Source organism: Methylobacterium sp. J-048 (assembly GCF_022829515.1).
Lineage (GTDB): Bacteria > Pseudomonadota > Alphaproteobacteria > Rhizobiales > Beijerinckiaceae > Methylobacterium.
Map to the genome: position 1 here is coordinate 1 of NZ_JAKSYL010000160.1, position 24,587 is coordinate 24,587.

Here is a 24,587-nt window from a genome sequence, read left to right on the forward strand (position 1 = left end):
TGAGCTGTCTGCACCTCGATCTGGCGCAGCTTGAGCACCACCTGCTCCGCGCTCGTCTTCTGACCTCGCCGCATGTCCGACTCCTCCGGTCCTGGCTGATCCTCTCAATCAGCCCGGTCCAAAGCCAGCCGGTCAGGTCAAAGCCGCTTGAACCATTTGTGTAATATGGTCTCGGTTGCACGCGCCCCTGCCATCCGAACCGATTGAAATCCGGCATACAGTTTTGGCTCCACAAGTGAGAACATCGTTAGGTGCGTCTCGACGGAACTACCCCTTCTCAAGTTCTCATACTGCTCAAGATTGACAAAAGTCCGGTAGTTATCGTCCAATATAGACCTGGCGAATGGTTGAAAAATCCCATCAACTGCGTCGTTCTTTCTGTTTTCTGCTATCCGCCTAAGCTGCCCCTCGTTGGTTACCCTAACTTCACCATAGGAAGAGCCCCTTGAAATAACAGTTATAGCTTCTGTCAATTTTCCATGATTATGAGGCAGGCGTTCACTGACCGTTTTGAATGCCTTCGGGATTTCATCACAGAAAAGATCGTAACGTTCCATTCCTGTACGGTACGGAATTCGCTCGAAACTTTCATGGGTGGTGAGAATTACGTGTGGCTGATCAAATGGTTTCCGCAGATGTTCAGCCAAGCGCGCAACAGTAGCCTTGGGATAGGTGTCGCCGTTGATAAGCTCGATGTGTGCAAACCGATTAAGATCAGCGAGTTGTTTAGCTGTCTGTTGATTCAGATCTTTAGTAGGTTGAATGAAGATAACCGTTTTATTGTTGTTCAGCATTGTAATTGCATTTTTGGCAAGCGCGGTCGTTTTGCCGGAACCCGTTGGGGCGTCGGCAATTGAAATCTTGAGCATCGGTAGAGTTTTAAACCTTTGATAGATTGAGAAAATAGCCACGTCTCATAGAGCGCGGCATACAAGGATGTGCTTTAGGAATGAAGTGTCCGAACGCTTGCAATAGCTATCGCGCTTCGGCATCAACTTACTCGAAAATAGCGCATCTTTGATGTGATGTCAATAGGTACAATGTTGATAGTTAGAATATCGCGAAGCGTCTCGCGAGTGGTTGCGTCGAATATGCCGGACCGGCCTACTTCATATAACTGTTATTCAGATTTAGTGACAGTAGGAAATCCGCGCCAGAAGTCGCATTAGTATGAGCCAATTGGAATTATTACTTAAAACGCGGCGAGGTATTTCCGACGCATTCTCGCCGCATAGTTGCTTCGTCAAGATTTGTTAAAAATCAGAGCAAGTTTGGCCGCGACATTTTCAGGTTTGATGTGAGTGTATCTTCTTAGCATTTGATAGTCGCGGTGGCCGGAAATCATGGCAACTTCAGGGACGCTGAGCCCATGTTCAAAATGCCGAGAAATTCCTTCATGTCTTAGATCGTGCCATCGCAAGTTTCGAATTCCTGCAGATTTGAGCAACGCTACCCACCAAGAATTTAGAGTGTAGTAGTTTACAGAAATTATCGTGCTGTTGCTGTCTTTTCGTTCGATCGAACGAATGATTCCGATTGCTTTCGGCGTTAGTGGAATCGTTCTCGGATATTCATTTTTTGTTTTCGGGATATGAAGTGTCGATTGACTGAAATTGATGTCTATCCACTTTGCGTTAAGAAGCTCACTTTTTCTCATTGCCGTTTCAATTGCCAGCTCAATAATATGTATCATTGCCCTACTGCCTCTTTGGCTGTCGGCCTCGATAATTCGATCCCATTCCTCCTGTGAAATGCGTCGCTCTCTACTGTTTCGAACTTTCGGCTTCCGTACACTTTTGAATGAGTTAGTTGCCAATCGAACTCCCCATTCGCTTTGTGCAATCGTCAAACAATGTGACCCGATGGAGAGCTCTCTTACAACCGTGGCAGGCTTAACTGTTCTCAACCGGTGATCTCTATAACGGGCAATATCCCCTTCACACAGGTCGCTAATCTTAATCTTGTATATTTCCGAACGTTGAAACCGTCTGAGTATGGAGCACTCTCTTTTATACCAGTTTCTTTTTGATAGTATTTCAATAAAATATCTTTCAAGCAAATCTCCGACAGTGTATTCATCGCAAGACGAAGGATTTATTGCTTCAGTATTACGATATTTATCGGTTTCCGCAGCCTTGGACCATATGATTGCTTCGGATTTTGTTTTGAAAGTTCGTGCTGTAGATTGAAAACCTTTTATTCTTATTTGCACCTGAAATTTCCCATTCCTTTTCCTAATCGTGGCCATCTTGATCCTCATTGTGCCCGACATTGTGCCCGGACGCATGAATCAGAGGTTTTTGACAGCACCCAAGTGGTTTTAATCGACAGCTAAACCATTGTTTTTCAATGATTTTTACCGTTAACCGGCGTGACCGAGACGCATAGCAGCGCGATTGCCTAGTATGGCCTCCTACATGCTGACGCGAGCCGGCGTCGACGAGGCCCGGATCGCGCGGATCGAGGGCGCCGCCAACCGGATGCCGCGGAACGCCGCGGATCCGAAGGCCCCCGAGAACCGCCGGATCGAGATCCTCCTGCAAGGCGCTTCGGGATGAAGCGGATCACGCGGGGCGTCCTCGGCGCCCTTCTCACCGTATGCCCGTACCCGGTCGCGGCGGACCCTGCGCCACTGCCGGCAACCGAGACGGTTCCGCAAGTGGCGCAACCGCCGGCGTCCGAAGCTCCTGCGGCGGCACCGGCCGCTGACCCGCATGGCCGGAAGAGCGGTCCTGTGGAATGGGTACGCACGCTGCAATTGCTGCAGGACCGGATCGCCGCAGGGTCCCTGGCCGCGCATGAAAGCCAGCCCGTGCTGATGGCCCGTATCGAAGCCGACCTCCTCAACGCGGCGCCGGAGGTCTGGGCCGATCGGCATAACGTGCAGGCGGCGATCGTCTTCGCCCTGAGCGGCGGCGGCCCGACGATCCTGCGACAACTGACGAAGCAGGACAGCCCCGACACGCCCGAGACGACGCTCGCACGCGGCGCACTCGCCTATATCGAAGGTCAGGAAGCCGAAGCGGGCCGGCTGCTCAAGGATATCGACACGGCGACCCTGCCGCTGACCCTTGCCGGGTCGATCGCTCTCACGCAGGCCGCCCTCACGGTGACCGAGAATCCGGTCCACGCGATCACCCTCCTCGATCGGGTCAGATCGCTGATGCCGGGCACCCTCGTCGAGGAGGGTGCGCTGCGCGGCGAAATCTTCGCCCTCGGGCAGGGCGGCGACCTGAAGAAGTTCGAGATTCTGGCGATCCAATACCTGCGCCGCTTCCAGCACTCGATCTATGCGGGCAATTTCCGGCAGCGCTTCGCATACCAGCTGACGCAGCTCGATTTCGGCCGGGACGAGGCTCGCTTCGCATCCTTCACCCGAATCATGAACGAACTCGCCCCCGAGAGCCGGCGGGATCTCTACCTGCTGATCGCCCGGACGGCGGTCCAGGAGGGCAAGACCAACACGGCCCTCATGGCGTCCGACCAGGCATTGGTGCTCTGCGCGCCGGAGAGCCTGGAGGCGACCCAGGCTCGGCTCTACCGCGCGGCTGCGGAGATCGTGACCTTGTCGACCTTCCAGACGGCCCTGCGGAAGCTGAAGGCCGTCGACAGGGCCAAGCTGCCGGCGCGCGACGTCCAGCTCCTCAACGCGGCTTTGTCGATGGCCGAGCAGATCGGGCGCGGGCTGGCCCGCGCTCCCGCCCCGCCGGATGCCGAGGCGTCGAAGCGTGCGCAAGCCCAGGCGGAGGCGGCCGACGAGCCCGGCAACCTGATCCCCAAGGCCGAGGCCATGATTGGCCAGATCGATCAACTCCTTCGGAGGTCAACCCCGTGAATCCGATCTCGGCCGCGGTTCAGAATCCCACTCCGAAACCGGATCGCGACGTCGGGCCGCCGAGCGCGAACGGCGACACCCCGCAGCAGCAGGGGACGGGGCGCGAAAGCGCCTTCGGGGCCGTCCTGCGCAAGCTTTCGGGCGCGGATTCATCGTCCTCGGCCGACACCGAGGCCGCGACGGGCAAGCCCGACGATACGGCGGGCGAGGCCCCACCGGAGGTTGCGGTTGCGGCAGAGCCCGCGCCCATCACGCCGGTAAGCTCTGCCGCGGCGTTGCTGGCGAACCTCTTGAGCGTCGCCTTGCCGGCCGTCGCGGCCGCCGATTCCAGGGCCCCGGCGCCCGTCCAGGATCGGTCGATCGAGGCGGCCCTTGTTCCCGCGGCCGGAAGCCTGTCGGCTTCGGTGCTCGGGGCCACTGGAGCATCGGCCGGCACATCTTTGGGATCCGTGTCGACGCCAATCAGGATCCCCGCCGGGGATGCGAAGGCTCAGCCAGCATCCGCGGACGATGTTGCACCCACCGACGGTGCAACGGATGCGAAGGATCCGGTACGCGCGGACAGCGCAGCCCGCATGGACGATCTTGCGCGAGCGAACGGCGCACCGCGCGCGGATATCACCAAGACGCTGCAGGCCGCCGCGGCGAAGATCGAGGTGCTCGGCCGCGCTGTTCATTTCAAGCCCGTCGTATCCGGTGGGGCACCGGCAACCGAGGCCGCGCCTGCGGGCACGACGGAGCCGGCTGCCGCCGCGGCCGGCGCCGAAATCGCCACGGCCACGCCGCAGGTCGCCAGGCCCGAAGGACCGGCCCTGAACGCGACCGCGGCGGCACTGAAGCTCCCGCTCCAGATCCAGTCCGAGCCGGATCCGCGGCGCGCCATCGCCATGGACACCGCTGCGGGGGCCGCGTCCGAGACACCGATGATGATTGCACCCGGGCAGGGCCACGCCGTGTCGGGCGTCGAACGGGCCGTCCTGGCCGCCGTCGGCGAGCGCGCGGAGGATTCTTCCGCGGCGTCGGCAGCGCCTCGGGACGGGACCGGGACCGCCACGAGCCTGCCCGCCGGCTCCCTGCCGTTGATCGCGACGACCATCCGGGAGGAACTCGAACGCGCGACCGCGGCGGCGGCCTCGCAAGGCGGGCTCCAAGCTGATCCGGCGGCCAACGCCGTCCCGGTGGAGCCGTTGCGCATGCTCAAGATCCAGCTTCGGCCGGAGGATCTGGGGGTCGTCACCGTGGAGATGCGGCTCTCGAACGGCCAGCTCGAGACGCATCTGCGCGCCTCGCAGCCGGAGACCGCCGCGCTCCTGCACAAGGATACGGCGATCCTCACCGACCTCCTGAATCAGGGCGGCTACAAAGCCGACGTCATCGTCGGGCAGGCGCGTCCGACCGAGACGGGAGCGGGCGGGTCGCAGCAACAGGCCTCGCCGTCGTTCACCGACGGGGGCGCCAGACCGGGCAACGAGGGCGCCAGGCAGCGGCAGGACGGGCAGCGCCAAGCCGCCAGCAACCGACGCGAAGGAGAACGGACGGATGAAGCGGTACGTCCTTGTGACGGCGGCGTGTATCTCTAGCGCGGCCCCGGCCGCAGCGAATGTCTGCGAGGACGAGATGGGGCGCGCCTCCGCGCGCTACGGCGTGCCGCTGGGCGTGCTCTACGCCGTTGGCCTGACGGAGACCGGCAAGCGCGGCTCGTTGCAGCCCTATGCCATGAACATCGCCGGGACCGCCTATTTCGGCACGGGGCTGCGGGACGTGATGGCCCGGTTCACGGAAGCGCGCAGCAAGGGCGTGCGCCTGATCGATCTCGGCTGCATGCAGATCAATCACCATTATCACGGCGACAAGTTCGGCTCGGTCGAGGCCATGATCGACCCGCACGCGAACGTTCAGTACGCGACGCAATTCCTCCAGGAACTCAAGAAGCGGGAGGGCAGCTGGACCATGGCGGTGGCGCGCTATCATGCCGGGCCGAACAACAACGCGGCGCAAAAGCAGTATATCTGCCGGGTCGTCGCCAACATGGTCGCGACGGGATTCGGCCAATGGACCCCGGCGGCGACGCAGTTCTGCCGGTGATGCCCCATCCGACGTGACGAAGGCGCGGCCGCGCCGAATCAGGTCGATGCGAGCGGCCTCCCGGGACCGTGCCGGTGAGCCGGCTTGCGCCCGGCGGGCCGGTGCGGGAGGACCGGCGAGAAACGGATTCTTCAGCGCCAACAGCGCAGAATACTGAACACGCTATGCAGATGCCGCCTATTCGCCGCTCATACGTTAAGCAAGACGGCAGACACCATCCTTTTTACGGGGCTGGGGGAGCATCATGAATGACGCACCAGACCCGGCCGACGGCCCGTTCGCGAAGACGCTTCTGCTGTTCGCCGTCACCGTCGCGGTCATCGCCGTCTCGGCCTACATCCTCATCCGGATGGATTGAGCTCGACTACAGGCTCCGGCAGCTTCCGTAGCTCACCTTGATCTCGGTGCGATCCTCCGGATTGAGCTGCGCCTCGACGAAGTTCAGCTTGTTCAGATCGATGAGAAGAAAATACACGCCGTTCTGGCATTTGATCGCATTGCGCGGCGTGCGCTCGTTCAAGCGCGGCGACGCCACCTGGCATTCGTAATAGTCGGAGCGCCCGGCAGAGATGACGGTCAGCAAGCCGCCGCTGGCGACCACCGAAAAGGTCCGGGCCCGTTGCGGGTGCGGCTGCGCGCCTTCGGGGAGGGGGGTCGCCTCCAGCCCCACCGACACATCCTCCGTACAGGTCATGGGGCGGCGCAGCTGAGAGGACGCGGGCGCGATGCTCAAGATGAGGACCGTGCCAGCGAGCGCTACCCTATGGGCGATCATCGGTCGGAATTCCGTGGGTCGTGGGTAGTTTCAACCGGCAAGCTAAAGCGTCATCCGGCGATGTAAATGTCGCGCATGGGGACAGCGCGACAGATCGACAGATTTAGCGCCGGGCATGATGACACGTCATCTGCTATTACGGGTCAAGTGATCCGGTTCGACAGCATCGGCAGCTCCTGTACCGAAGCGTCGGCGCGTCTTCCCGGGATATACGCCCTGCGCTCCGGCCGGGATGTCGGCTTTAAGGCCGATGCGTTCGAATGTGGGATGGCACACGAACCGGCGCGATCCCGGCATCGACCTCACGCGGCCGCAACCGTCGTCGCGCGGAAGCCGGGCTGGATGTGCGAGGGGGCAGGGCGCACGGCACCCCACCAGTCCACGACCGGATCGGGCAGGGCGATCCGGATCGTGGGCCATGCCGCGAATGGCGTTACTGCGCGGGCGGAACCGGGCCCGCCGCGTAGCTCGAGACCGTCGCGGGCAGCGCGGGGGAATCCGGCATTTCCTTCCTGGCCGCGCGGGAATCACGCTTCTCGTAGAAGGCATTGCCGCCGGCGACAGCCACGTAGTGCATGTTCTTGTAAGGAAAGTGATGGCCCGCGGTGTGGAAATACATCGCCTTCCCGACCTTCGGGTGGCGCTCGCCGGCCAGCACCGCGTCGGCGGCGTCGGCGACCTTCTGGAGGTCGCGCTCCTGCATCGGCTTGGTGAGCACGCCGGGGGCGAATTGCCCGGGCTGTCCGACCACCGCGCAGATGCCGCCCGGGAAGATCGCGGTTTCCAGGCGGTTCATCACCACGGTGCCGACGGCGAGCAGCCCGCCCTCGTCGCTGCGGTTCGATTCGAAATACATGGCCCGGCCGAGACAGTCGCGCTCGGCATCGCTGACCACCATCGACGGCTTGCGGTCGGGGATCGATCCTGTGGTCAGGGGTGAAGCGGTGTTGCACGCACCGAGACCGCCGGCGAGGGCCAGGACGACCAACCCGGAAACGATCTTCATCCTCTCGCTACCCTGCATGCATCAGCGCTCCGTCCTCCAGCCTCGGGGCGGGGCGATCGCCCATCACGGCGCCGCCACGCTCGGTCGTTGTACACGCCAAGCTTGAATGCACGTTCGCGGCGAGGATGTGGCGAGCAATCGGCCGCGCCGCGCTGGGGTCGCCCATCTGCAGGCGCGCGAGCCAGCCGGGACGGCCCGGAGCCCGGGCCCCCGGGTTCAGGGCCGCGTCCGCCGCCAGGGACGCCGGCCCATTCCGTAAAACCTTATGCGATCAACCTGATTGCCCCAGGCTCGACATCCGCACGGTCCCGCAAGTGGCTGCCGGAGCAGCGGCCTCTTCGGGCGGCGAGGGGCTTGCTCCGAAGCCGCGATTGCCGGGGCGGGCGTGCCGGCGGCTCAGTGCTGGCGCTTCAATGCTGGCCCTGCCCGGACGCCAGGATGGCCACGCCGACCGCGATGATCGCGATCCCCACCAGCATGGTCGGGCTGATCGCCTCGCCGTACAGCAACGCGCCGCCGAGCGCCGCGCCGATCATGCCGACCCCGGACCAGATCGCGTAGACCACCCCGATCGGCAGCATGTCCATGCTGTTCGACATCAGCCACAGGGCGGTGCCATAGCCGATGGCCACGATCAGGGTCGGCCCCGGCTTGGTCAGGCCGTCGGCGGCCTTCAGGGCCAGGGTGGCGGTGACCTCCGCGCCGATCGCGAGCCCGAGGATCAGGAAAGGGTTCATCGCCCGGAAGACTTTCGTTCGAGAGCAGAGTGCCGTTTCGAATGGAACACGGTTCTTCGGGCCGGCATAGGCGATCGGAAAGCCGGCGTCGGCTGCAATTTGTGCGCACCCGCGGCCAGCCCTAAGATGCCGCCAGACTTCGACAGCCCTTTTCCGCAGAATCAGTGAACATTTTCGAATCGTTCGCGCCGGGCGCGCGGGGCTGAGCCTCGAATTCAACGTCCGGCCCGGTTGGCCCTTCGTTAAGGCCTCCTCATCATGGTCGCCGCGCGTACCGAGGCTCCGGTCGACGGCGCCACGACCGTGACGATCCAGAGCGACACCGATCCATCATGACCTCGTCGTCCGCGATCCCGGAGCCTTCGGCCCGCCCCCGCCCGGGGCGCCGACGGGGCACGCGCTGGGGCGTGATCGCCGCAGCCGGCGGCGTCGTGGCGGTCGGCTGCGCCTGGACCGCCACAGCGCTGATCAACGTCCCCGATCCGGTCACCCTGGCGGCCCTGGCGGTGATCGAGCCGTCCGCGATCGGCCCTTGGTTCCCCAGCCGGGTGGTGCAGGCGCCCGAGCAGGCCCGCGACCTGGCATTCCGGCCGAGCCCGATCCTCGATCGCGTCCCCTGGAAGGGGAAGCCGGTCCCGCTCGCGACGATGCTGGCGCAGACGCACACCAACGCCTTCCTGGTGGTGCAGGACGGAATCCTGATCCACGAATGGCAGCGCCCCGACACCGGCCCGGCGACCCTGTTCCCGTCCTGGTCGGTGGCGAAGTCGATCGTGTCGCTGCTGGTCGGCACCGCGGTGGCGGGCGGCAAGCTCGCCGAGACCGACCGGGTCTCCGCCCTACTGCCCGAGTTGCGCCACGCCGCGGTGTTCGGCCAGATCACCGTACGCGACCTCCTCGACATGGCGAGCGGGATCGCCGTGCCGGAGAATTACGATCCGCAGCATCCGCTCACCGGCACCGCCGGGATGTACCTGACCCGGGACATCACCGCCTTCGTGCGCGACAACGCCCATCTTGCGTTCAAGCCCGGCAGCCAGGGCCGCTACCGCAGCATCGACACCGAGCTGCTCGGCCTGATCCTGGCGCGGGTCGAGGGCAAGCCGCTGGCGGACCTGCTCTCGGAGCGGATCTGGAAGCCGATGGGCGCCCAGGCCGACGCCACCTGGAATCTCGACCGGGGCGGGGGTATCGAGAAGGCGTTCTGCTGCATCAACGCTACGCCCCGCGACTTCGCCCGCTTAGGCCTGCTGGTGGCCGACCAGGGCCGCGCCGGGCAGAACCGTATCATCCCGGCCCGCTGGATCGACCGGATCGAAACGCCGGCCCGCCGGGCGGTCGATGGCTGGCAGTATTCGGCGCAGTGGTGGCACGCCCCCGGGGGCGACGACAGCGACATCTCGGCGATCGGCGTCTACGGCCAGTATGTCTACGTCAACCGCGAGACCGGCACCGTGATCGTGAAGCTCAGCGACCACGGCGCCGAGCAGGACGAGGTCGACACCCTGTCGGTGATGCAGGCCATCGCGGCCGACCTCGGCGCCGGCCGCACCGCCCGCTGACCTAAGCGCACCGCCCTCCGGCCCTCCAGAGGGCAGGGGCGCAATGAAGCTCTCAGGCCTCGGTCGGACCCGCCCCCGAGGCGGGCCGGCGCCGGGCAAGCTGGAACACGCGTGTCAGCGACCCGACCCGCCCGTTGCGGATGAACCGCCGGCCGACGCTAGCCCAGGCGATGGTCGTCACCGGCGCGGCCGGGTCGACCAGGGCGCTGAGCGCGCGCGTGTAGTCGAGCACCAGACCCGGGGTCCAGGTCATGGACCGGGCGCCGTTGCGCAGCAGGGCTGCGGCCCAGAATTCCGGGCTGGTCAGCGCGTTGGCGAGGTTGCGCCAGGGATGCCCGTCGCGGCTGAACGCGCCCTCCACCGCCACGTCCAGGGCGCGGGCGACCGTGGTCGAACAGTTGCGGCTGATGAAATTGTAGGTGGTGTCCCGGCGATAGGCCTCCCAGAACGCCCGCAGCCGGGCGCCGTCGACGCCGCTCAGCGTGACCGCGACCGTGGCCTCGCACCAATCCGCGACCTCCTCGCGATGGGACGGCAGGAACCGGCCGGGGACGTCGTTCTCGGGACCGGCGCGCAGGCTCGACCGGAGGTTGGCCGGGGAACGATCGATCTCCACCGCGGGATAGTGGCTGATATATAGGTCGCCCGCCTGCTCCAGGGCCGCGTGGCCGGTGGAGTACCGCCCCGCCACGTCGACGGAGGCGACGTAGCGCCGGACCAGCCGCTGTGCGGCGGGTGTGGTGGCCTGTCCGGTCGGGGTCCAGACATAGACCGTCAGGCTGTCCGCCGCCGCCGCGGGTGCCGGGTCCGGGTCCGGCGCCAGGCGGTGCGTCCGCAGCCCCGCCAGGGCCAGGCGCGCGCCGTTGAGGATGAGGAACATCCCGATGCAGTAGCCGACGGTGCCGACATACCAGGTCGGCCAGGGCTGCAGGTGGAACAGGCCGAAGGCCACGCCCAGCCCCCCCAGCGCCACCGAGGTCCGCCATTCCGGAAACTTCAGCAGGCAGGCGAGGACGATCCGGATCGCGCCGTCGACCAGGAAGGCGGTGCCGCACAGCATCGCCAGCAGGAAGAAGCTCGTGGGCGAGGCCATCATGATCAGGATCGCGGCCACGGACAGGAACAGGCCCTTGAAGACCCGCAGCCGCCGGGCCGCCCCCGCGGCGATCAGGCCGGTGCCGAGCGAGCCGAGGCCGTCGGCGAGCAGGAGCAGGCCGAACCAGCGTTCCGGAATGTGGACCGCCCCCGCGAAGGCATCGATCATCACGGCCACGCCCAGCAGGGCCAGAGCCACGCCCGCGGCCAGGATCAGGTGCACATGGCGGCGGACCGCCTCACCGCCGACCAGCACCTGCCAGAGCGGTGCCATCCGGGCATTGCCCCCACGGATCGCATGCTGCGGATCGGGACCGTCATGCCGGTGCGGCGGGGAGGGGAGATGGGACATGACCGGTCGTCTTCGGAAGCGCAGTTGCGGCCCGCACCTTTCACGAGTCGCCTGAGGACTCTGTTAATGGACTTGCCGCCGCCGCGCCTCCCGGCCTGGTATCCACCAAGCACAAACGGCTTCGCCGAACCACCCGATGGGACACAATCATGGGCGCGGCACCGGATTCACACGAACCGGTCACCGCTCCCAAGGCTCGCGTCAGCGCAGATCAGTCCTTGCGCACCAGAACCGACGGAACGTCCGATCCGCCGAGCCCCAGATCCGACAGCTTGTAGGAGATCTGGGCGAAGGCGCCGTAGCGGTCGGTCTCGAACTTGGTCGGGCTGCCGGAGGAGAACGGGAACTTGATACGGCCCGAACCGGTCTGCATCCGCCAGTAGCGGCCGCCGACACCGACGCTGACGGTCGGCGTCAGGTCGTACGAGAGGATGCCTTCGGCGAAGTAGCCATCGCCGTTGCCCTTTTGCGGGAGCGGGTTGATGTCGGGCCGAAGCCAGTGGCGATCGACTCCGGTGGCGGCGACGACGGGCAGATAGGCGCCTTCCAGGCTCACCTTGAACCGGTCGAACCGCGCCGCGCCGACGAGGCCGATGCGCAGGGCGTTCCAGCGCAGGTTCTCGGTCAGGACGTTGACGTCGTTCGGCACCGGGCGGCGCGCGCAGATGGTGCCTCCAGCCACCTGGGTGCAGCCATAGCCGTTGGCCAGCTCAGCGTCGTACTGGTAGCCGACGAACCCGCCCAGGCTGAAGCCGTCCCGGCGGAGCGCCGTGTAGCCGAGATCGACGACGCCGTAGCTGATGTCGCCGTCTTTGATCCGCGAGAGGGTCTTCGTGTAGGGCCGTATGGCGGGCGGGAAGTCCTCATCGTAGAGGCTACCGGACGTGACGCCGCCGGAGCCGAGGAAGCCCTTGGCAAACAGGCCCGTCGGGTTGTGGTCGACCCGGGCGAAGCCCTCGCCGGCATGGGCCTCGGTGCTCTGATAGGTCAACCGGGAATTGACCTGTCCGGGCTTCAGATCGGATCCGAGCGTGTAGCGCGGGCCACCGGAACTGTAGAAGTAGCGCAGGCCGCCCTCGAACCCCCAGATGCCGCCCCCCACAGAGGCACCTGCGAACCGCGGAACCTGCACCCCATCGCCGAACCGGTAATTGAGGCCGACCCGGGTCAGGAATCCGTCCGTCGTGGCGCGCGTGCCGATACGATAACCGAAATCTGGTTCATCGAGGACCGCACGGCTGCCGAGATTGTAGTACAGGCCCTCGGCCTTGGCGGAGAGATGCTCGCTGAAGGCATATTCGAGGCCGCCGCCGACCACGTAGCCGAGGCGGACGTCACCGCGACGGGCGTCGAACCGGGGACCAAAGTCACCGAGGCGCGTTTGCGTCGTGTCGATACGAACGTTGCCGACCGCGAGGCCTCCGGTGGCGTAGACCAGCGTCTGGCCGGCGGTGAGACCCACCTTCCCGCGCAGGGTCGTGAGATTATCCAGCCGCTGCCCAGCATGCGCAGTGCTGAACCGGTAGGCGCCCCCGCCGACGGCTGGGAAAGTCCCTTCGCGGGATCCGTAATCCCAGAGGCGGGTGAACTGATAATCCGCCGCGCCGCCGACGAGCAAGTGAGCTCCGAAAAGCCTGTTGTAGCCGATCTCGCCACCCGCGATGAACGCGCCATCGCTTCCCTTCCGGGTCTCGATGATCGGGCAGCCATCCGCGCCGCGTTTCCCGTTCGGCCCGACGCAATCGAACCGCGTCGCGCTTTCCAGGTCTCCGTATCCCGCGAACAGACCACTGTAGAACCCGGACCAAACAGGTACATTCCTCGATTCGACGATGCGTCTATTAAAAATATCCGCCGAGTGCGAGCTATTGATGAGATAGGCTTCGATAATCGCAGCTAAAATAAGTCTCTTCATCATACGGTCCGGCTTACATAATTACATTCGATCTAAATTAGATCACAATAATTCCTACCATCGCAGAAATTTTTAGGCAAGCTTACCGTAAAATAATCGCTTATTAGCAGAGATTATCGATTTTATTATGAAGATTAATAAATTTTTCTCCTTCGCGTCCAATCGACAATGCTGGGACATCCCGAGAAGGGGTGGACAGCGTCGGATCGTGACCTTCCCCGGCGTGCGCACGCCCAGTCCTTCGTCCCACGGCCCTGATCGTCCGCGAACGAGGGCCCCGGCAGCGGCCGGAGACGCGACAGGTGGCACGCGACGCACACGCGTACTGCGTCGGCATTCACGAATGAACGATATTTGCCACCAGCCCAAAGATTGGCAACCTCGTGTTGAGATCGTAGAGCAAAAATTGCTCAAAGACTATCAAAGGTAAACCCTAGACAATTCGTCCCAGTTTCGTATTGTTAGTCGCCAATTTTGGCGGAGCGTCAGCAATCAGGCGGAAGTTCGAGCGATCGGATCCGGTAAAATTATCGGTATTTCCTCGCATCTAACTTTAACTGCCCTGGATGCGTGAAGCGAGGGGATCATGAACACTATCGAATTTCACGAAAAGGCACCGGAACCGAATTATGATCTGATCAAGTGCACGGCGTCACTGGTCGCTGCTTATGTATCGCGCAACGCGGTGGGTGTTGGCGAACTGCCGGTTTTGATCGACCAGGTTCACACCGCCATCTCGGTGCTTCAGGGCAGCACCGCCGGCTCGACCTCGGCCTGGACCGGCCCGACGGCCGCGCAGATCGAAGCCTCGATCGGCCAGGACGGCCTGATCAGCTTCATCGACGGCCGGCCCTACAAGACGCTCAAGCGGCACCTCACCGCCCACGGCCTCACCCCCGAGCGCTACCGCGCCAAGTTCGGCCTGCCCGCCGACTACCCGATGGTCGCCCCGAGCTACGCCGAGCGGCGCTCACAGATCGCCAAGGCGATCCAGCTCGGCCACAAGGTCGGCTGAATGCGCGCGCGCGTCCCCACGCGGGCCAGGCTCCGGTTTTGGGCCGACCGGACCGACCGCGAGGGACGCGCGCCGTGACGATGCGGGGCGCCGGGGCTTGACCCGCCGCGCTCCCGCGCGATCCTGGAGCGTGCTTCAACCGCGCTCCGCCTGCCGACCGCGGCGTTCTTCGCGGCCGAAGTGGTCCAAACCCGGAGAGCCGATCTCAGGGCGGCCCAAACCGGTTCCGCTCAGCCCTTGGCCACGGCCAGCGTGCCGTCGTCCATCGGGATGAACCGGATGCCGCCCCGGCGCAGCGACGCCACGGCCTGAAGACGGGAGCGGCTCCCGCGATGCTCGCTGTCCTCCTCCAGACGCCGGACGGTGGAATGCGACAGTCCGCTCGCCTGGGCCAGGTCCATCATCGACCAGTCGAGCAGGGCCCGGGCCGCGCGCAGATGATGGCCGGTCACGGCCTGGTCGAGGCCCTCGCTCAAAGCCGCCGAGATCGGCATGGGGCTCCGGACCGGGTATTTCAGCCCGCAGCGTCCGAGATAAGTGCCATCCGGATCCTGAACCGGCATTGAGATGATCTTGAAATGCCACAGTTCGCCGTTGGCGAGGCGCTCATGGGCCATCCCCTGGAAGAACTCTTGCTTCTCGATCTGCGCCTGAGCGGCCTCCTGAAAAGCACGCCGTTCCTCGGGAACGACCATGACGTACGGGTTGGTGCAGAGATCCTCGTACGGCTGCCCGTGCAGTTGCGCCACCTCGAAGGGGAATTCGAAGCGGAGATCGAGCCCGATCGAGAAGCACGTGATATGCTCCGTGAGATACAGGGCGCCCCGCCGCCGCCGCTCCTCTTGCCGCATCTGCGCCATTTGCTCGCGGTCGGTCACATCGAGCGCTGTGCCGTTGACGGCCACGGGCCGGCCGTCTCCGGAGAAGCGCGCCTTCATCACCAGCGAGAGCACACGCATCGTGCCGTTCGGGCGAATCACCCGGACGATCGTCTCACGCGGGACGTGGCCCTGCCGGACCTCGCCGAGCGACGGCAGCCGATGCCGGTCCTCCGGATGGACCAGGCTCAGGAGCAGGTCGTAACTCGCCTTCGCGGCATTCGGGACGAGGCCGAGCAGGCGGAAGAACCCCGGCGACCAGATCTGTTCGCCGCCCATGAGCACCCAGCTCCAGGCCCCGCTCAACCCCCGGCTCTCGGTGATCGTCAGAAATTCCCCGGAGGAAAAGGTCAGTGCGCTGAGAGCGGAATGAAACATCTCAGGTCATCTCGATTTCATAGTCTTGCGCGCTGCCATCGATCGAGGCCTTCCCCTGTCGGACCCGTTCGGCCAAGCCTGTCGTCCGAGACACGGATTGGCGACGCCGATCCCCCGCACCTGCGATCGAAACCCGCTCCTCGGCAGTCGATGCGAGGCTGAGGCGTGTCGTGTGGTGCGCAACAATCGAACGTGCCCCCTGGATAGATCGATACACATCGGCTTCATTCGTACATCATCCTGAAGACACTATGTGTGTCTGCTTTCTGATTCACCCCGCTCTGCAGGTAGATCGCCTATGCATAAATCTCGGTACTCACCGTTTAAGATCGATAAAACTTGCACGACCGCGCTAACGATTGGCAAGTTCGCGCGTTTGAGCGACCCGCTTCGATGCCTTATCAACCACGTGACACATTTTGATTAATGTTACACTAAAATGAAATACCGATTGTGCGCAATACACCGTCCATTTGAGTTAATATTACTGGATGCTTGAGTTTCACCGAATCTGAATGTCACGCGTCACATATGAATATTTCAGAGCTCCGAAAATCGACATCGAAGCAAGAATCCGTCCATCCGGAACTAGTTGCTGAATAACGGGCGCGCAGCATGCCCCTCACACGCGGTGGTGACCGTGCCGGATCCTGGACTGGATCGGCGGGCAACGGCGTGGGGACAGCGCCCCATGGCCATTCTCCGGATGGTCCGGCCCGAGCTTGAAGCGATGCGATTGACAGGCCGGGCCGAACGAGTCCCGTCCTTCCCTGGGCCGGTCCGCGGCCGCATGGGAGAAGCCGCATGAGGGTCGCCTGCGTCGGCGAGTGCATGGTCGAGTTGTCGGAGCGGCCGGACGGGAGCCTTGTGCGCGGCTTCGGCGGCGACACGCTCAACACCGCCCTCTACCTCGCCCGGCTCGGCGTGACGGTCGATTACGTGACCGCGCTCGGGGACGATCCCTGGAGCGACGCGATGGTGGAGGCCTGGGGCCGCGAGGGCATCGGCCTCGGCCGGATCCGCCGGCTGCCGGGCCGGATGCCGGGCCTCTACATCATCCGCACCGATGACGCGGGCGAGCGCAGCTTTCATTACTGGCGCGACAGCGCCGCCGCCCGGGATCTGTTCTCGGAGCCGGGCGCCCCGGAGACACGCGCCGCCCTGGAGGCCAACGACCTCGTCTACGTCTCCGGCATCAGCCTGTCGCTCTACGGGGAAGCCGGGCGCGCGGCGCTCGCCGAGACGCTGTCGGCCCTGCGCGCCCGAGGCGGCCGGGTCGCGTTCGACACCAACTACCGCCCCCGCGGCTGGCCCGACCGGGAGGTGGCCCGCACCGCGTTCCGGGCGGCCCTGGCGCAGGCGGACGTGATCTTCGCCTCGGTGGAAGACCTCGACTGGCTCTACGGCGAGGCAGGCGCGGACGAGGTGTTGCGCCATCGCGGCCGCGCCGAGATCGTGCTCAAGACCTCCAACGGCCCGGTCCCGGTCGCGCGGGTGCTGCACGGGGCGAGCGACATCGCCGTTCCGGCCGGCCCGGTGGAGCGGGTGGTCGACACCACGGCGGCCGGCGACAGTTTTGCGGCCGGCTACCTCGCGGCCCGCCTCGCCGGGCTGACCCCGGAGGCCGCCGCCGCCGCGGCGCACCGTCTGGCGGGCGCCGTGATCGGGCATCGTGGCGCCGTGATTCCCCGGGACGCGATGCCGGCCCTGGCATTCTGAGTGTTGGGTTTCCAAAGGGCTTTGCCCTTTGGCGGGGTTCGGGGGCGGAGCCCCCGAGGCATCGGGCGAAGCCCGACGGCAGGCCGGGCCGATCGGCCCGCCGCCCTTGAGGCGGGCAAGCGCAGCCGCTACCTGTCCTTTCGGGGGATCGATCGCTCCCAGGCAGGATCGCCGCGCATCGAGCGGCCGAGAGGGCACCCGTGGCGCCGAGTTCCCCGCCGATTCAGGCTCCCGAGCCCGACGCATCCGCGCCCGGCCCCGCCATCCCGAAGACGCGGGTCAGCGCCCGGGGGCGGCTGCGCACCTATTTCCTCACCGGCGTGATCGTGGCCGGGCCGCTGGCGATCACCGCCTACATCACGTGGTGGTTCATCGCGCTGATCGATTCGTTCGTGAAGCCGCTGGTGCCGGCGAGCTACCTGCCGGACCATTACCTGCCGTTCTCGATTCCCGGCCTTGGCCTCGTCATCGCGTTCCTGGCGGTGACGCTGCTCGGCTTCCTCACGGCCAACCTGGTCGGCCGCTCGGTGATCGAATTCGGCGAGGTGCTGCTGGCCCGCACTCCGGTGATCTCCGGCCTGTACAAGGGCCTGCGCCAGATCTTCGAGACCCTGTTCTCGGCCAACGGCACCTCGTTCCGCACGGTCGGCTTGGTCGAGTTCCCCGTGAAGGGCACATGGTCGGTGGTGTTCCTGTCGGCGCCCGCCTCCCCGGAACTCGAGGGTGCGCTCCAGGCCCGCAACGCGGCCGGCGCCGACGAGATGGTCGGGGTGTTCCTGCCCTGCGCGCCCAACCCGACCACGGGCTTCTTCTTCTACCTGCCCCGCTCCGCCGTGGTGGAGTTGCATATCAGCGTCGACGACGCGGCGAAGCTCGTGATGTCGGCGGGCGTGATCCAGCCGGAGGATCCACAGGGCCGGCTGCATGCCATGGCGGCGTCCCTGCGCACGGCGCAGCAGGCGGCCGACCCGGAGGCCCATCGGGAGCCGCAGGACGCATGAGGCCCAAAGGAAAGGGCCGCCCCGCACCAGCGGGACGACCCTGAACCGTCAGGCAGCTGAAAGTGGGCTCAGCGCTGCAGCGAGGCCGTCTGCGGCGCGATGGTCGGCGGCGTCGCCTGGGCCACCGTCACGGCGCTGCGGGTCGGGGTCGGCGACCAACCGGTGGCGCATTGGAGCGTCAGGGCGAGCCCCAGCGCGATGCAGAGCCCATTGGCGGCCAGCCAGAACGGACGCGCCGCCTGCCGGACGGCAGCGTGCAGATCCTCCGATGTCTTCGTCACCGCCGCGGCGGCCCGATCCGAGATCGGCAGCAGCCAGGGCTCGGTCGGCAGGGCTTGGGTACCGGCCATCTCGTGGGAGCCCGGCAGGTTTTGGAACAGTCCGTTCGACATGTTCGTCCTCCAGATTCGTCCGTGATGTCCCGGCTTACCGGGCCATTCGTTCATCTGCAGTTAAGGGAGGATTGTGGCTGATGCAAGGTCACGAGCCCTGCCTACGCGCTTTCGCGCCAGCTCCGAGCTTCCGGCGAAGCTTCCGAATGTTGGGCTAAGACACTGATCAATAACGTTCTTTCCCGAAGAGCGTGCCTGCCATGCATCAGGCGGCGATTCCGTGCGCCATGTTCCCTAGCGCACATGGCCGGAGCGGGGCTTTCCTGAACGCCGGCTTTCCTGAACGGCGCCGTTCAGGAAAGCCATATCTCGGGCGACCGGCTCAGCCGGCCCCGATCAGCCGGATCGCGGCGTCGCGCTCGAACAGGTAGAGCAGCACCCGAAGCGCCTGCCCGCGCGGGCTCTTCAGGGCGGGATCGCGCTCGACGATCATCCGAGCATCGTCCCGGGCGGCCTCCAGCAGGTCGCCGTCGCTCTCGATCCGCGCCAGCCGGAAGGCCGCCAGGCCCGACTGGCGAGTGCCGAGCACCTCGCCCTCGCCGCGCAGCTTCAGGTCGGCCTCGGCGATGCGGAAGCCGTCCTCGCTGTCGCGCATCATCTCGAGCCGGGCCCGCGCCACCTGGCCGAGCGGCCCCCGGTAGAGCAGCAGGCACGAGGACGCCTTGGAGCCGCGCCCGACCCGGCCGCGGAGCTGGTGCAGCTGCGCCAGCCCGAACCGCTCGGCATGCTCGATCACCATGATGGTCGCCTCGGGCACGTCGACCCCGACCTCGACCACCGTGGTCGAGACCAGAACCTTCGTCTCCCCGGCGGCGAACCGGGCCATGGCGGAATCCTTCTCGGGACCCGGCATCTTGCCGTGGATCAGCCCGACCGCGTCGCCGAAATGCTGCTTCAGGTCATCGAAGCGCTCGGCCGCGGCGGCGAGGTCGATGAACTCGGATTCCTCCACCAGCGGGCAGATCCAGTAGACTCGCTCGCCCGTGGCGATCGCCCGGGCGAGCCCCGCCACCACCTCGTCGATCCGCTCGGTGGGCAACGTGATGGTGCGAATCGGCTGGCGGCCGGCGGGTTTCTCGTTGAGCACCGAGACATCCATGTCGCCGAAGAAGGTCAGCGCCAGGGTCCGCGGGATCGGCGTCGCGGTCATGACCAGGAAGTCGACCGCCTCGCCCTTGGCGCCCAGCGCCAGGCGCTGATGGACGCCGAACCGGTGCTGCTCGTCCACGACGGCGAGACCGAGGTCGCGAAAGGTCACCGCCTCCTGGAACAGGGCGTGGGTGCCGACCAGGATGTCGATCTCGCCCGCCGCGAGGGCGGCCAGCGTGCTCTTGCGCTCCGCGGCCCGGTCGCGCCCGGTCATCAGGCGCAGGCGTAGACCGCCGGCCAGCGGCTGCAGCCGCTCGAAATGCTGCCGGGCCAGGATCTCGGTGGGGGCCATCAGGGCGGCCTGCCGTCCGGCCTCCACGGCCGAGGCTAGGGCGAGCAAGGCCACCGCGGTCTTGCCCGAGCCGACATCGCCCTGGAGCAGGCGCAGCATCCGGCGCGGGGCGGCGAGGTCCTCGCGGATCTCCGCCACCGCCCGGGCCTGGGCGCCGGTGAGCGCGAAGGGCAAGGCGGCCTGGATCCGGGCGCTCAAGGCGCCGTCGCCGGCATTGACCCGGCCGGCCTTGCGGCGCTGGCGGGCGCGCATCAGGGCGAGCGCCAGTTGCGAGGCGAGCAGCTCATCGTAGGACAGGCGGCGCCGCGCTGGGGTGGCGGGCGGCGGCTGGAGCGGATCCTCGGATTTCGGGAGGGGCTCCTCGGGGCGGTGCTCGACGCGGAGCGCATCCGCAAAGACCGGCAGGCGGTTCTTCTCCAGCCAGGCCGGGTCCTGCCATTCGGGCAGGGTCGGCAGCCGGTCGAGGGCCGCCACCGCGAGCTTGTTGATCGCCCGGGAGGTCAGCCCCTCGGTGGCGCCGTAGATCGGCTCGACGGCGGGCAGCTCGGCGAGCCCCGCCTCGTCGACGATCCGGGACGGGTGGACCATCTGGCGGGTGCCGTCCCACAGGTCGATCCGGCCGGTGATGTAGCGGTGGGCGCCCAGCGGCAGCATTTTCTCGACCCGGGCGCGGGGCATGCCGAAGAACACCAGGGAGATGTCGCCGGTGGTATCCTCCACCAGCACCCGGTGCGGGCGCTTGCCCGATCCGATCTGGGCCGGCCGGTGCCCCACCACGGTGACCCCGACGGTCACCGGCTCACCCACCGGCGCGTCGCTGATCGAACCCATCAGCCGGCGCGGGACGCCGCCCTGGGGCAGGTGGAACAGCAGGTCCACCACCCGGGCCTCCCGCTCCGGGGTGCCGAGCAGCTTCTCGATCAGCGGCGCCATCTTGGGGCCGACCCCCGGCAGGGCGCGGGCCGGAGCGAACAGGGGATCGAGGATACTCGGGCGCAGCAGCGGCGCGCGGACGGCCTCGCCCTCCGGCGCCTCGGCGTCCGGGTCGTTCACGGCCGCGTCCCGGGGGGCGGCGTCCTGAGTCGCGCGTGCATCTGTCATGGTGGCTCGGCGGACATCCTGCCGGAACCGCCTTATCATCCGGTGCATCCCGGCGCGCCAGTGCGGCGCAAGGTACACGGGCCCATGGCACGGAGGCGAGCGACCCGCATGGCGACGGATTTTCTGCCGGGCTTCGACCGGCACCGGATCGAGACCGCGCCGGGTGTGACGATCCACGCCCGCTCCGGCGGCTCCGGGCCGCCGGTCCTGCTGCTGCACGGCCACCCGCAGACCCTGTCGACTTGGCTGCACGTCGCCCCGCGCCTGGCCGAGCGCCACACGGTCGTGGCGATGGACCTGCGCGGCTACGGTGATTCGAGCAAGCCCCCGGGCGGCGAACGCCACGCCGCCTACGCCAAGCGCGCCATGGCGGCGGACGCGGCGGCGGTGATGCGGGCGCTCGGTCACGACCGGTTCGCGCTCGTCGGCCACGATCGCGGCGGCCGCGTCGCCCACCGCCTGACCCTGGACCATCCGGAGCGGGTCGCGCGCCTGGCCCTGTTCGACATCGCCCCCACGGCGACGATGTACGCCCGCACCGACAAGGCTTTCGCCACCCGGTACTTCTGGTGGTTCTTCTTCATCCAGCCGCATCCGCTTCCCGAAACGCTGATCGGCGCCGACCCGGAATACTTCCTGCGCCATCACATCGAGGGCCAGTCCAAGACCCCGGGCTCGACCCCGCCAAAACTCTTCGCCGAGTACCTGCGCTGCTACAGCGACCCGGCCTGCCGCCACGCGATCTGCGAGGATTACCGGGCGGCGGCCGGGATCGACCTGGAGCACGACGCGGCCGATGCGGACGCGCGGATCACGGCGCCGCTGCTGGCGCTGTGGGGGGCGAAGGGCACGGTTGGCCAGACCTACGATGTGCTGGAGACTTGGCGCGAGAAGGCCACCGATGTTTCCGGCCGGGCGCTCGAGTGCGGGCATACGCTACAGGAGGAGCAGCCGGAGGAGGTTTTTTCGGAGCTCTCAGTGTTCCTCGGGTGAGACGGCGCGCTTGGACGAAGCGAAGAGGCAGCGCTCAAGCCACCGGCACGCTCTGCACGCTCAGCTCGTAGCCGAGCGCCCGATAAGCGGCGTCGAACTGCGCAGTCCGGGTCTGATGATCGAGCCTGAACAGCCGGTCGACGCTCTCCCGGTTCCAGCCGAGCTGGCGCTGCAGCTCGGCGCGCGTGATGCCTTTGCTCCGCAGCATCCGGTAGAGCATCACCTTGAGGTCGGTCTGCAACGGCAGCGTCACCCAAGTCCTGATGACGCGTCCATCCTGGGTGCCGGGCGCCTTTATGGCCTCCGCCGGCGCCGGCGCGGGTATGTCCTCGTTGCGGGCGATGCGCGCCGCCAGGGCTTCCTCCAGGGCCCCCAAGCCGTGCACGGGGAGGGCGGCCGGATCCTCGACATACGTGATGATCTCGGGAAAGGCCGCGCAGGTCGTGAGGTACGTCCCGTTGTCGTCGGGTTCGAGATCGAAGATGTAGCCAGTCACTTGAGGTCCAACTGCTTCAGGATGCGGTTGACGAGACTCGTGCCGAGTTCCTTCCCGCCGCCATGCATCGGGATCTGCGACACTCGATCGCCGCGCCGGACCGTGAGATGGCCCGAGCCACCCTTGTGGTTCTCGAACGTGCAGCCCTTCGCGGCGAGGAGCCTGCGGAGTTCGCTCGCGTTCATGCGGATATCGGGCGTTCAACAGATTCGTGGAAGTCAACAGAAATGTAGAGTTCTGGTCACCTGTCAATGCTGACCCATGAGCGACCGCGCGCTGCTTCGCGAGCGGGGTCTCACCGGGCAGGTCAGCCTCTCGGTGGCCCTGGCCTGCGGCGCCGTGGCGGTGGCGATCAGGATTGGCAGGATGACCGGAAGACTCAGATAGAACCCGTCCCATAAGGACGACTCGGCCGAGATGGCCGAACCGACCGGGATCACGGGCGCGGGCGGTTGGAAAGATAACGTCGGGCAGCATGTCAGAAGTGGCCAACACACCTTTCGACGTCGCCGTGGTGGGCGCGGGGGCCGCGGGGCTCGCCGCCGCCCTGGCGAGCGCCCAGGCCGGCATCCGGACGGCGCTCGTCGGTCGCCACGCCCCCGTGGCGGACGGGCGCACCGTCGCGCTGCTCGACGGCTCGGTCCGCTTCCTGGGGGCCCTGGGCGCCTGGGAGGCGGTGGCGCCGCATGCCAGCCCGCTCTGCACCCTGCAGATCATCGACGACACCGGTAGCCTGTTCCGGCCGCCGCCGGTGCGCTTCCAGGCCGCCGAGATCGGGCTGGACGCCTTCGGCTGGAACGTCGAGAGCGCCCGCCTGGTCGAGAGCTTGCGGGTCCGCGCCCGCGCCCAAGAGAATCTGACCCTGGTCGAGGCGGATGCGGCCGGCGCCGCCCCCGGCGAGGCGGTGGCGCGCCTGACCCTGGCGGATGGCGGCACGGTCGCGGCCAAGCTCGTGGTCGGCGCCGACGGCGCGCGGTCCCCGCTCCGGGCCGCCAGCGGCGTGCGCGTGCGCGACTGGACCTACCCGCAGAGCGCCATCACGACGATCCTCGCTCATGAGCGCCCGCACCGGGACGTCTCCACAGAGTTCCACACCCGCTCCGGCCCGTTCACCCTGGTGCCGTTGCCGGGCGGGCACCGGTCCAGCCTGGTCTGGGTCACCGGGGAGGGCGCGGCGCGGCGCCTCGCGGCCCTGGACGATGCCGGCCTGGGCCAGGCGGTGGAGCGGCAGGCCCGGGCGATGCTCGGCGCGATGCGGGTCGACGGCCCGCGGGGCCTCGTGCCGATGCGCGGCCTCTCCGTGTCGAGTCCGGTGGCGCAGCGCCTGGCGCTGGTCGGCGAGGCGGCCCACGTCTTCCCGCCAATCGGCGCGCAGGGCCTGAACCTCGGCCTGCGCGACGCCGCCGCCCTGCGCGACGCGCTGGTGGCCGCGTCCCGCGATGGCCGTGATCCGGGCACCCGGCCGGTGCTCGACGGCTACGCCCGGAGCCGCCGCCTCGATGCCGCCGCGCGCACCGCCGCGGTCGATCTCCTGAACCGCAGCCTGCTCACCGACCTCCTGCCGGTCGACGCGCTCCGGGGCCTCGGGCTGCTGGCGATGTCCCATCTCGGCCCGCTCCGGCGGATCGTGATGCGCGAAGGCGTGCTGCCGCGGCTCGGGGCGCCGGAACTGATGCGCGGGGCGCGCTGAGCGCATTCTTTCGATGGGAGCTGAGGGCGACGTCGTGGCCCTGGCCGACTCGGACGCGATCGTTCGGGCGTGCCATCCTGGTCCGTCATCGCGAGCGCAGCGAAGCGACCCAGTGATGCGC

Annotated in this window: 22 protein-coding genes; 10 read left to right on the forward strand and 12 right to left on the reverse strand. The window is 66.4% G+C overall.

Annotation, left to right across the window (positions count from 1 at the left end; all coding sequences use genetic code 11):
• Positions 1-137: 137 nt before the first annotated feature.
• Both MKL09_RS16165 and MKL09_RS16170 read right to left on the reverse strand, forming a co-directional pair.
• Positions 138-911, reverse strand: a complete 774-nt coding sequence (locus tag MKL09_RS16165; RefSeq protein WP_244021729.1) for a DEAD/DEAH box helicase family protein — start codon at positions 909-911, stop codon at positions 138-140.
• Between the two features lie 332 nt (positions 912-1,243).
• Complete coding sequence (locus tag MKL09_RS16170) at positions 1,244-2,248, reverse strand: tyrosine-type recombinase/integrase (RefSeq protein ID WP_244021731.1); 1,005 nt, start codon at positions 2,246-2,248, stop codon at positions 1,244-1,246.
• Between the two features lie 157 nt (positions 2,249-2,405).
• Here MKL09_RS16170 and MKL09_RS16175 point away from each other — a divergent pair, with 157 nt between their 5' ends.
• Genes MKL09_RS16175 through MKL09_RS16190 form a run of 4 tightly spaced genes read left to right on the forward strand, consistent with a single transcriptional unit; the run spans position 2,406 to position 5,920 of the window.
• Positions 2,406-2,558 carry a hypothetical protein gene (locus MKL09_RS16175; protein ID WP_244021733.1) on the forward strand — a complete coding sequence of 51 codons (153 nt, stop codon included), beginning with the start codon at positions 2,406-2,408 and terminating at the stop codon, positions 2,556-2,558.
• Positions 2,555-3,835, forward strand: coding sequence for a chemotaxis protein (locus MKL09_RS16180; protein WP_244021735.1), 1,281 nt, complete (start codon positions 2,555-2,557; stop codon positions 3,833-3,835). The genes MKL09_RS16175 and MKL09_RS16180 overlap by 4 nt, the downstream gene beginning before the upstream one ends.
• Entirely contained in the window at positions 3,832-5,415 is a 1,584-nt protein-coding gene (locus tag MKL09_RS32215) for a flagellar hook-length control protein FliK (protein WP_244021742.1), read from the forward strand. The genes MKL09_RS16180 and MKL09_RS32215 overlap by 4 nt, the downstream gene beginning before the upstream one ends.
• Positions 5,375-5,920, forward strand: a complete 546-nt coding sequence (locus MKL09_RS16190; protein ID WP_244021746.1) for a transglycosylase SLT domain-containing protein — start codon at positions 5,375-5,377, stop codon at positions 5,918-5,920. The genes MKL09_RS32215 and MKL09_RS16190 overlap by 41 nt, the downstream gene beginning before the upstream one ends.
• A gap of 364 nt (positions 5,921-6,284) precedes the next feature.
• On the opposite strand, the gene MKL09_RS16195 is transcribed toward MKL09_RS16190, so the two are convergent.
• From MKL09_RS16195 to MKL09_RS16205, 3 genes are all read right to left on the reverse strand, one after another.
• A complete protein-coding gene (locus MKL09_RS16195; protein ID WP_244021748.1) occupies positions 6,285-6,695 on the reverse strand; it encodes a hypothetical protein in 411 nt (136 codons plus the stop codon).
• A 433-nt stretch (positions 6,696-7,128) separates the two neighbouring features.
• Positions 7,129-7,701: a cell wall hydrolase gene (locus MKL09_RS16200; protein ID WP_409566938.1), complete on the reverse strand. Its 573-nt coding sequence runs from the start codon at positions 7,699-7,701 to the stop codon at positions 7,129-7,131.
• A gap of 410 nt (positions 7,702-8,111) precedes the next feature.
• Positions 8,112-8,438 (reverse strand): DMT family transporter, encoded by a 327-nt coding sequence (locus MKL09_RS16205; protein WP_244021752.1) that lies wholly within the window; start codon positions 8,436-8,438, stop codon positions 8,112-8,114.
• Positions 8,439-8,770: 332 nt separating this feature from the next.
• Between MKL09_RS16205 and MKL09_RS16210 the strand changes: the two genes are divergently transcribed.
• Positions 8,771-10,000 carry a serine hydrolase domain-containing protein gene (locus tag MKL09_RS16210; protein ID WP_244021753.1) on the forward strand — a complete coding sequence of 410 codons (1,230 nt, stop codon included), beginning with the start codon at positions 8,771-8,773 and terminating at the stop codon, positions 9,998-10,000.
• 52 nt (positions 10,001-10,052) lie between these two features.
• Here MKL09_RS16210 and MKL09_RS16215 read toward each other — a convergent pair whose 3' ends face one another.
• Complete coding sequence (locus MKL09_RS16215; protein WP_244021754.1) at positions 10,053-11,447, reverse strand: DUF4105 domain-containing protein; 1,395 nt, start codon at positions 11,445-11,447, stop codon at positions 10,053-10,055.
• A 211-nt stretch (positions 11,448-11,658) separates the two neighbouring features.
• Entirely contained in the window at positions 11,659-13,065 is a 1,407-nt protein-coding gene (locus MKL09_RS16220) for an omptin family outer membrane protease (protein ID WP_244021755.1), read from the reverse strand.
• 883 nt (positions 13,066-13,948) lie between these two features.
• On the opposite strand from MKL09_RS16220, the gene MKL09_RS16225 reads away from it, so the two are divergent.
• On the forward strand, positions 13,949-14,377 hold the full coding sequence (locus tag MKL09_RS16225) for a MucR family transcriptional regulator (protein ID WP_244021756.1): 429 nt from the start codon (positions 13,949-13,951) through the stop codon (positions 14,375-14,377).
• 230 nt (positions 14,378-14,607) lie between these two features.
• Here MKL09_RS16225 and MKL09_RS16230 read toward each other — a convergent pair whose 3' ends face one another.
• Complete coding sequence (locus MKL09_RS16230) at positions 14,608-15,633, reverse strand: PAS domain-containing protein (RefSeq protein WP_244021757.1); 1,026 nt, start codon at positions 15,631-15,633, stop codon at positions 14,608-14,610.
• 804 nt (positions 15,634-16,437) lie between these two features.
• Between MKL09_RS16230 and MKL09_RS16235 the strand changes: the two genes are divergently transcribed.
• Positions 16,438-17,352: a sugar kinase gene (locus MKL09_RS16235; RefSeq protein WP_244021758.1), complete on the forward strand. Its 915-nt coding sequence runs from the start codon at positions 16,438-16,440 to the stop codon at positions 17,350-17,352.
• A 200-nt stretch (positions 17,353-17,552) separates the two neighbouring features.
• Entirely contained in the window at positions 17,553-18,353 is an 801-nt protein-coding gene (locus MKL09_RS16240) for a DUF502 domain-containing protein (RefSeq protein ID WP_244021759.1), read from the forward strand.
• Positions 18,354-18,421: 68 nt separating this feature from the next.
• On the opposite strand, the gene MKL09_RS16245 is transcribed toward MKL09_RS16240, so the two are convergent.
• Positions 18,422-18,745 carry a hypothetical protein gene (locus MKL09_RS16245; RefSeq protein WP_244021761.1) on the reverse strand — a complete coding sequence of 108 codons (324 nt, stop codon included), beginning with the start codon at positions 18,743-18,745 and terminating at the stop codon, positions 18,422-18,424.
• A 322-nt stretch (positions 18,746-19,067) separates the two neighbouring features.
• Entirely contained in the window at positions 19,068-21,287 is a 2,220-nt protein-coding gene (recG, locus tag MKL09_RS16250; RefSeq protein ID WP_244021763.1) for an ATP-dependent DNA helicase RecG, read from the reverse strand.
• Between the two features lie 108 nt (positions 21,288-21,395).
• Between recG and MKL09_RS16255 the strand changes: the two genes are divergently transcribed.
• Complete coding sequence (locus MKL09_RS16255; RefSeq protein WP_244021765.1) at positions 21,396-22,280, forward strand: alpha/beta fold hydrolase; 885 nt, start codon at positions 21,396-21,398, stop codon at positions 22,278-22,280.
• 34 nt (positions 22,281-22,314) lie between these two features.
• Here MKL09_RS16255 and MKL09_RS16260 read toward each other — a convergent pair whose 3' ends face one another.
• Positions 22,315-22,776: a type II toxin-antitoxin system HicB family antitoxin gene (locus tag MKL09_RS16260; RefSeq protein WP_244021766.1), complete on the reverse strand. Its 462-nt coding sequence runs from the start codon at positions 22,774-22,776 to the stop codon at positions 22,315-22,317.
• Positions 22,773-22,961: a type II toxin-antitoxin system HicA family toxin gene (locus MKL09_RS16265; protein ID WP_244021767.1), complete on the reverse strand. Its 189-nt coding sequence runs from the start codon at positions 22,959-22,961 to the stop codon at positions 22,773-22,775. Before MKL09_RS16265 ends, MKL09_RS16260 begins: the two co-directional genes overlap by 4 nt.
• A gap of 290 nt (positions 22,962-23,251) precedes the next feature.
• Between MKL09_RS16265 and MKL09_RS16270 the strand changes: the two genes are divergently transcribed.
• Positions 23,252-24,466 carry a UbiH/UbiF family hydroxylase gene (locus MKL09_RS16270; RefSeq protein WP_244021768.1) on the forward strand — a complete coding sequence of 405 codons (1,215 nt, stop codon included), beginning with the start codon at positions 23,252-23,254 and terminating at the stop codon, positions 24,464-24,466.
• The last annotated feature ends 121 nt before the right edge of the window (positions 24,467-24,587 follow it).

Bases quoted from the DNA above. Each gene is read 5' to 3' on its own strand.
- MKL09_RS16170 (WP_244021731.1), bottom strand. From the start codon at position 2,248: ATGGCCACGATTAGGAAAAGGAATGGGAAATTTCAGGTGCAAATAAGA.
- MKL09_RS16205 (WP_244021752.1), bottom strand. From the start codon at position 8,438: ATGAACCCTTTCCTGATCCTCGGGCTCGCGATCGGCGCGGAGGTCACC.
- MKL09_RS16215 (WP_244021754.1), bottom strand. From the start codon at position 11,447: ATGTCCCATCTCCCCTCCCCGCCGCACCGGCATGACGGTCCCGATCCG.
- MKL09_RS16255 (WP_244021765.1), top strand. From the start codon at position 21,396: ATGGCGACGGATTTTCTGCCGGGCTTCGACCGGCACCGGATCGAGACC.
- MKL09_RS16175 (WP_244021733.1), top strand. From the start codon at position 2,406: ATGGCCTCCTACATGCTGACGCGAGCCGGCGTCGACGAGGCCCGGATC.
- MKL09_RS16180 (WP_244021735.1), top strand. From the start codon at position 2,555: ATGAAGCGGATCACGCGGGGCGTCCTCGGCGCCCTTCTCACCGTATGC.
- MKL09_RS16265 (WP_244021767.1), bottom strand. From the start codon at position 22,961: ATGAACGCGAGCGAACTCCGCAGGCTCCTCGCCGCGAAGGGCTGCACG.
- MKL09_RS16210 (WP_244021753.1), top strand. From the start codon at position 8,771: ATGACCTCGTCGTCCGCGATCCCGGAGCCTTCGGCCCGCCCCCGCCCG.
- MKL09_RS16225 (WP_244021756.1), top strand. From the start codon at position 13,949: ATGAACACTATCGAATTTCACGAAAAGGCACCGGAACCGAATTATGAT.
- MKL09_RS16200 (WP_409566938.1), bottom strand. From the start codon at position 7,701: ATGAAGATCGTTTCCGGGTTGGTCGTCCTGGCCCTCGCCGGCGGTCTC.
- MKL09_RS16245 (WP_244021761.1), bottom strand. From the start codon at position 18,745: ATGTCGAACGGACTGTTCCAAAACCTGCCGGGCTCCCACGAGATGGCC.
- MKL09_RS16270 (WP_244021768.1), top strand. From the start codon at position 23,252: ATGTCAGAAGTGGCCAACACACCTTTCGACGTCGCCGTGGTGGGCGCG.
- MKL09_RS16230 (WP_244021757.1), bottom strand. From the start codon at position 15,633: ATGTTTCATTCCGCTCTCAGCGCACTGACCTTTTCCTCCGGGGAATTT.
- MKL09_RS16190 (WP_244021746.1), top strand. From the start codon at position 5,375: ATGAAGCGGTACGTCCTTGTGACGGCGGCGTGTATCTCTAGCGCGGCC.
- MKL09_RS16235 (WP_244021758.1), top strand. From the start codon at position 16,438: ATGAGGGTCGCCTGCGTCGGCGAGTGCATGGTCGAGTTGTCGGAGCGG.
- MKL09_RS16195 (WP_244021748.1), bottom strand. From the start codon at position 6,695: ATGATCGCCCATAGGGTAGCGCTCGCTGGCACGGTCCTCATCTTGAGC.
- recG (WP_244021763.1), bottom strand. From the start codon at position 21,287: ATGACAGATGCACGCGCGACTCAGGACGCCGCCCCCCGGGACGCGGCC.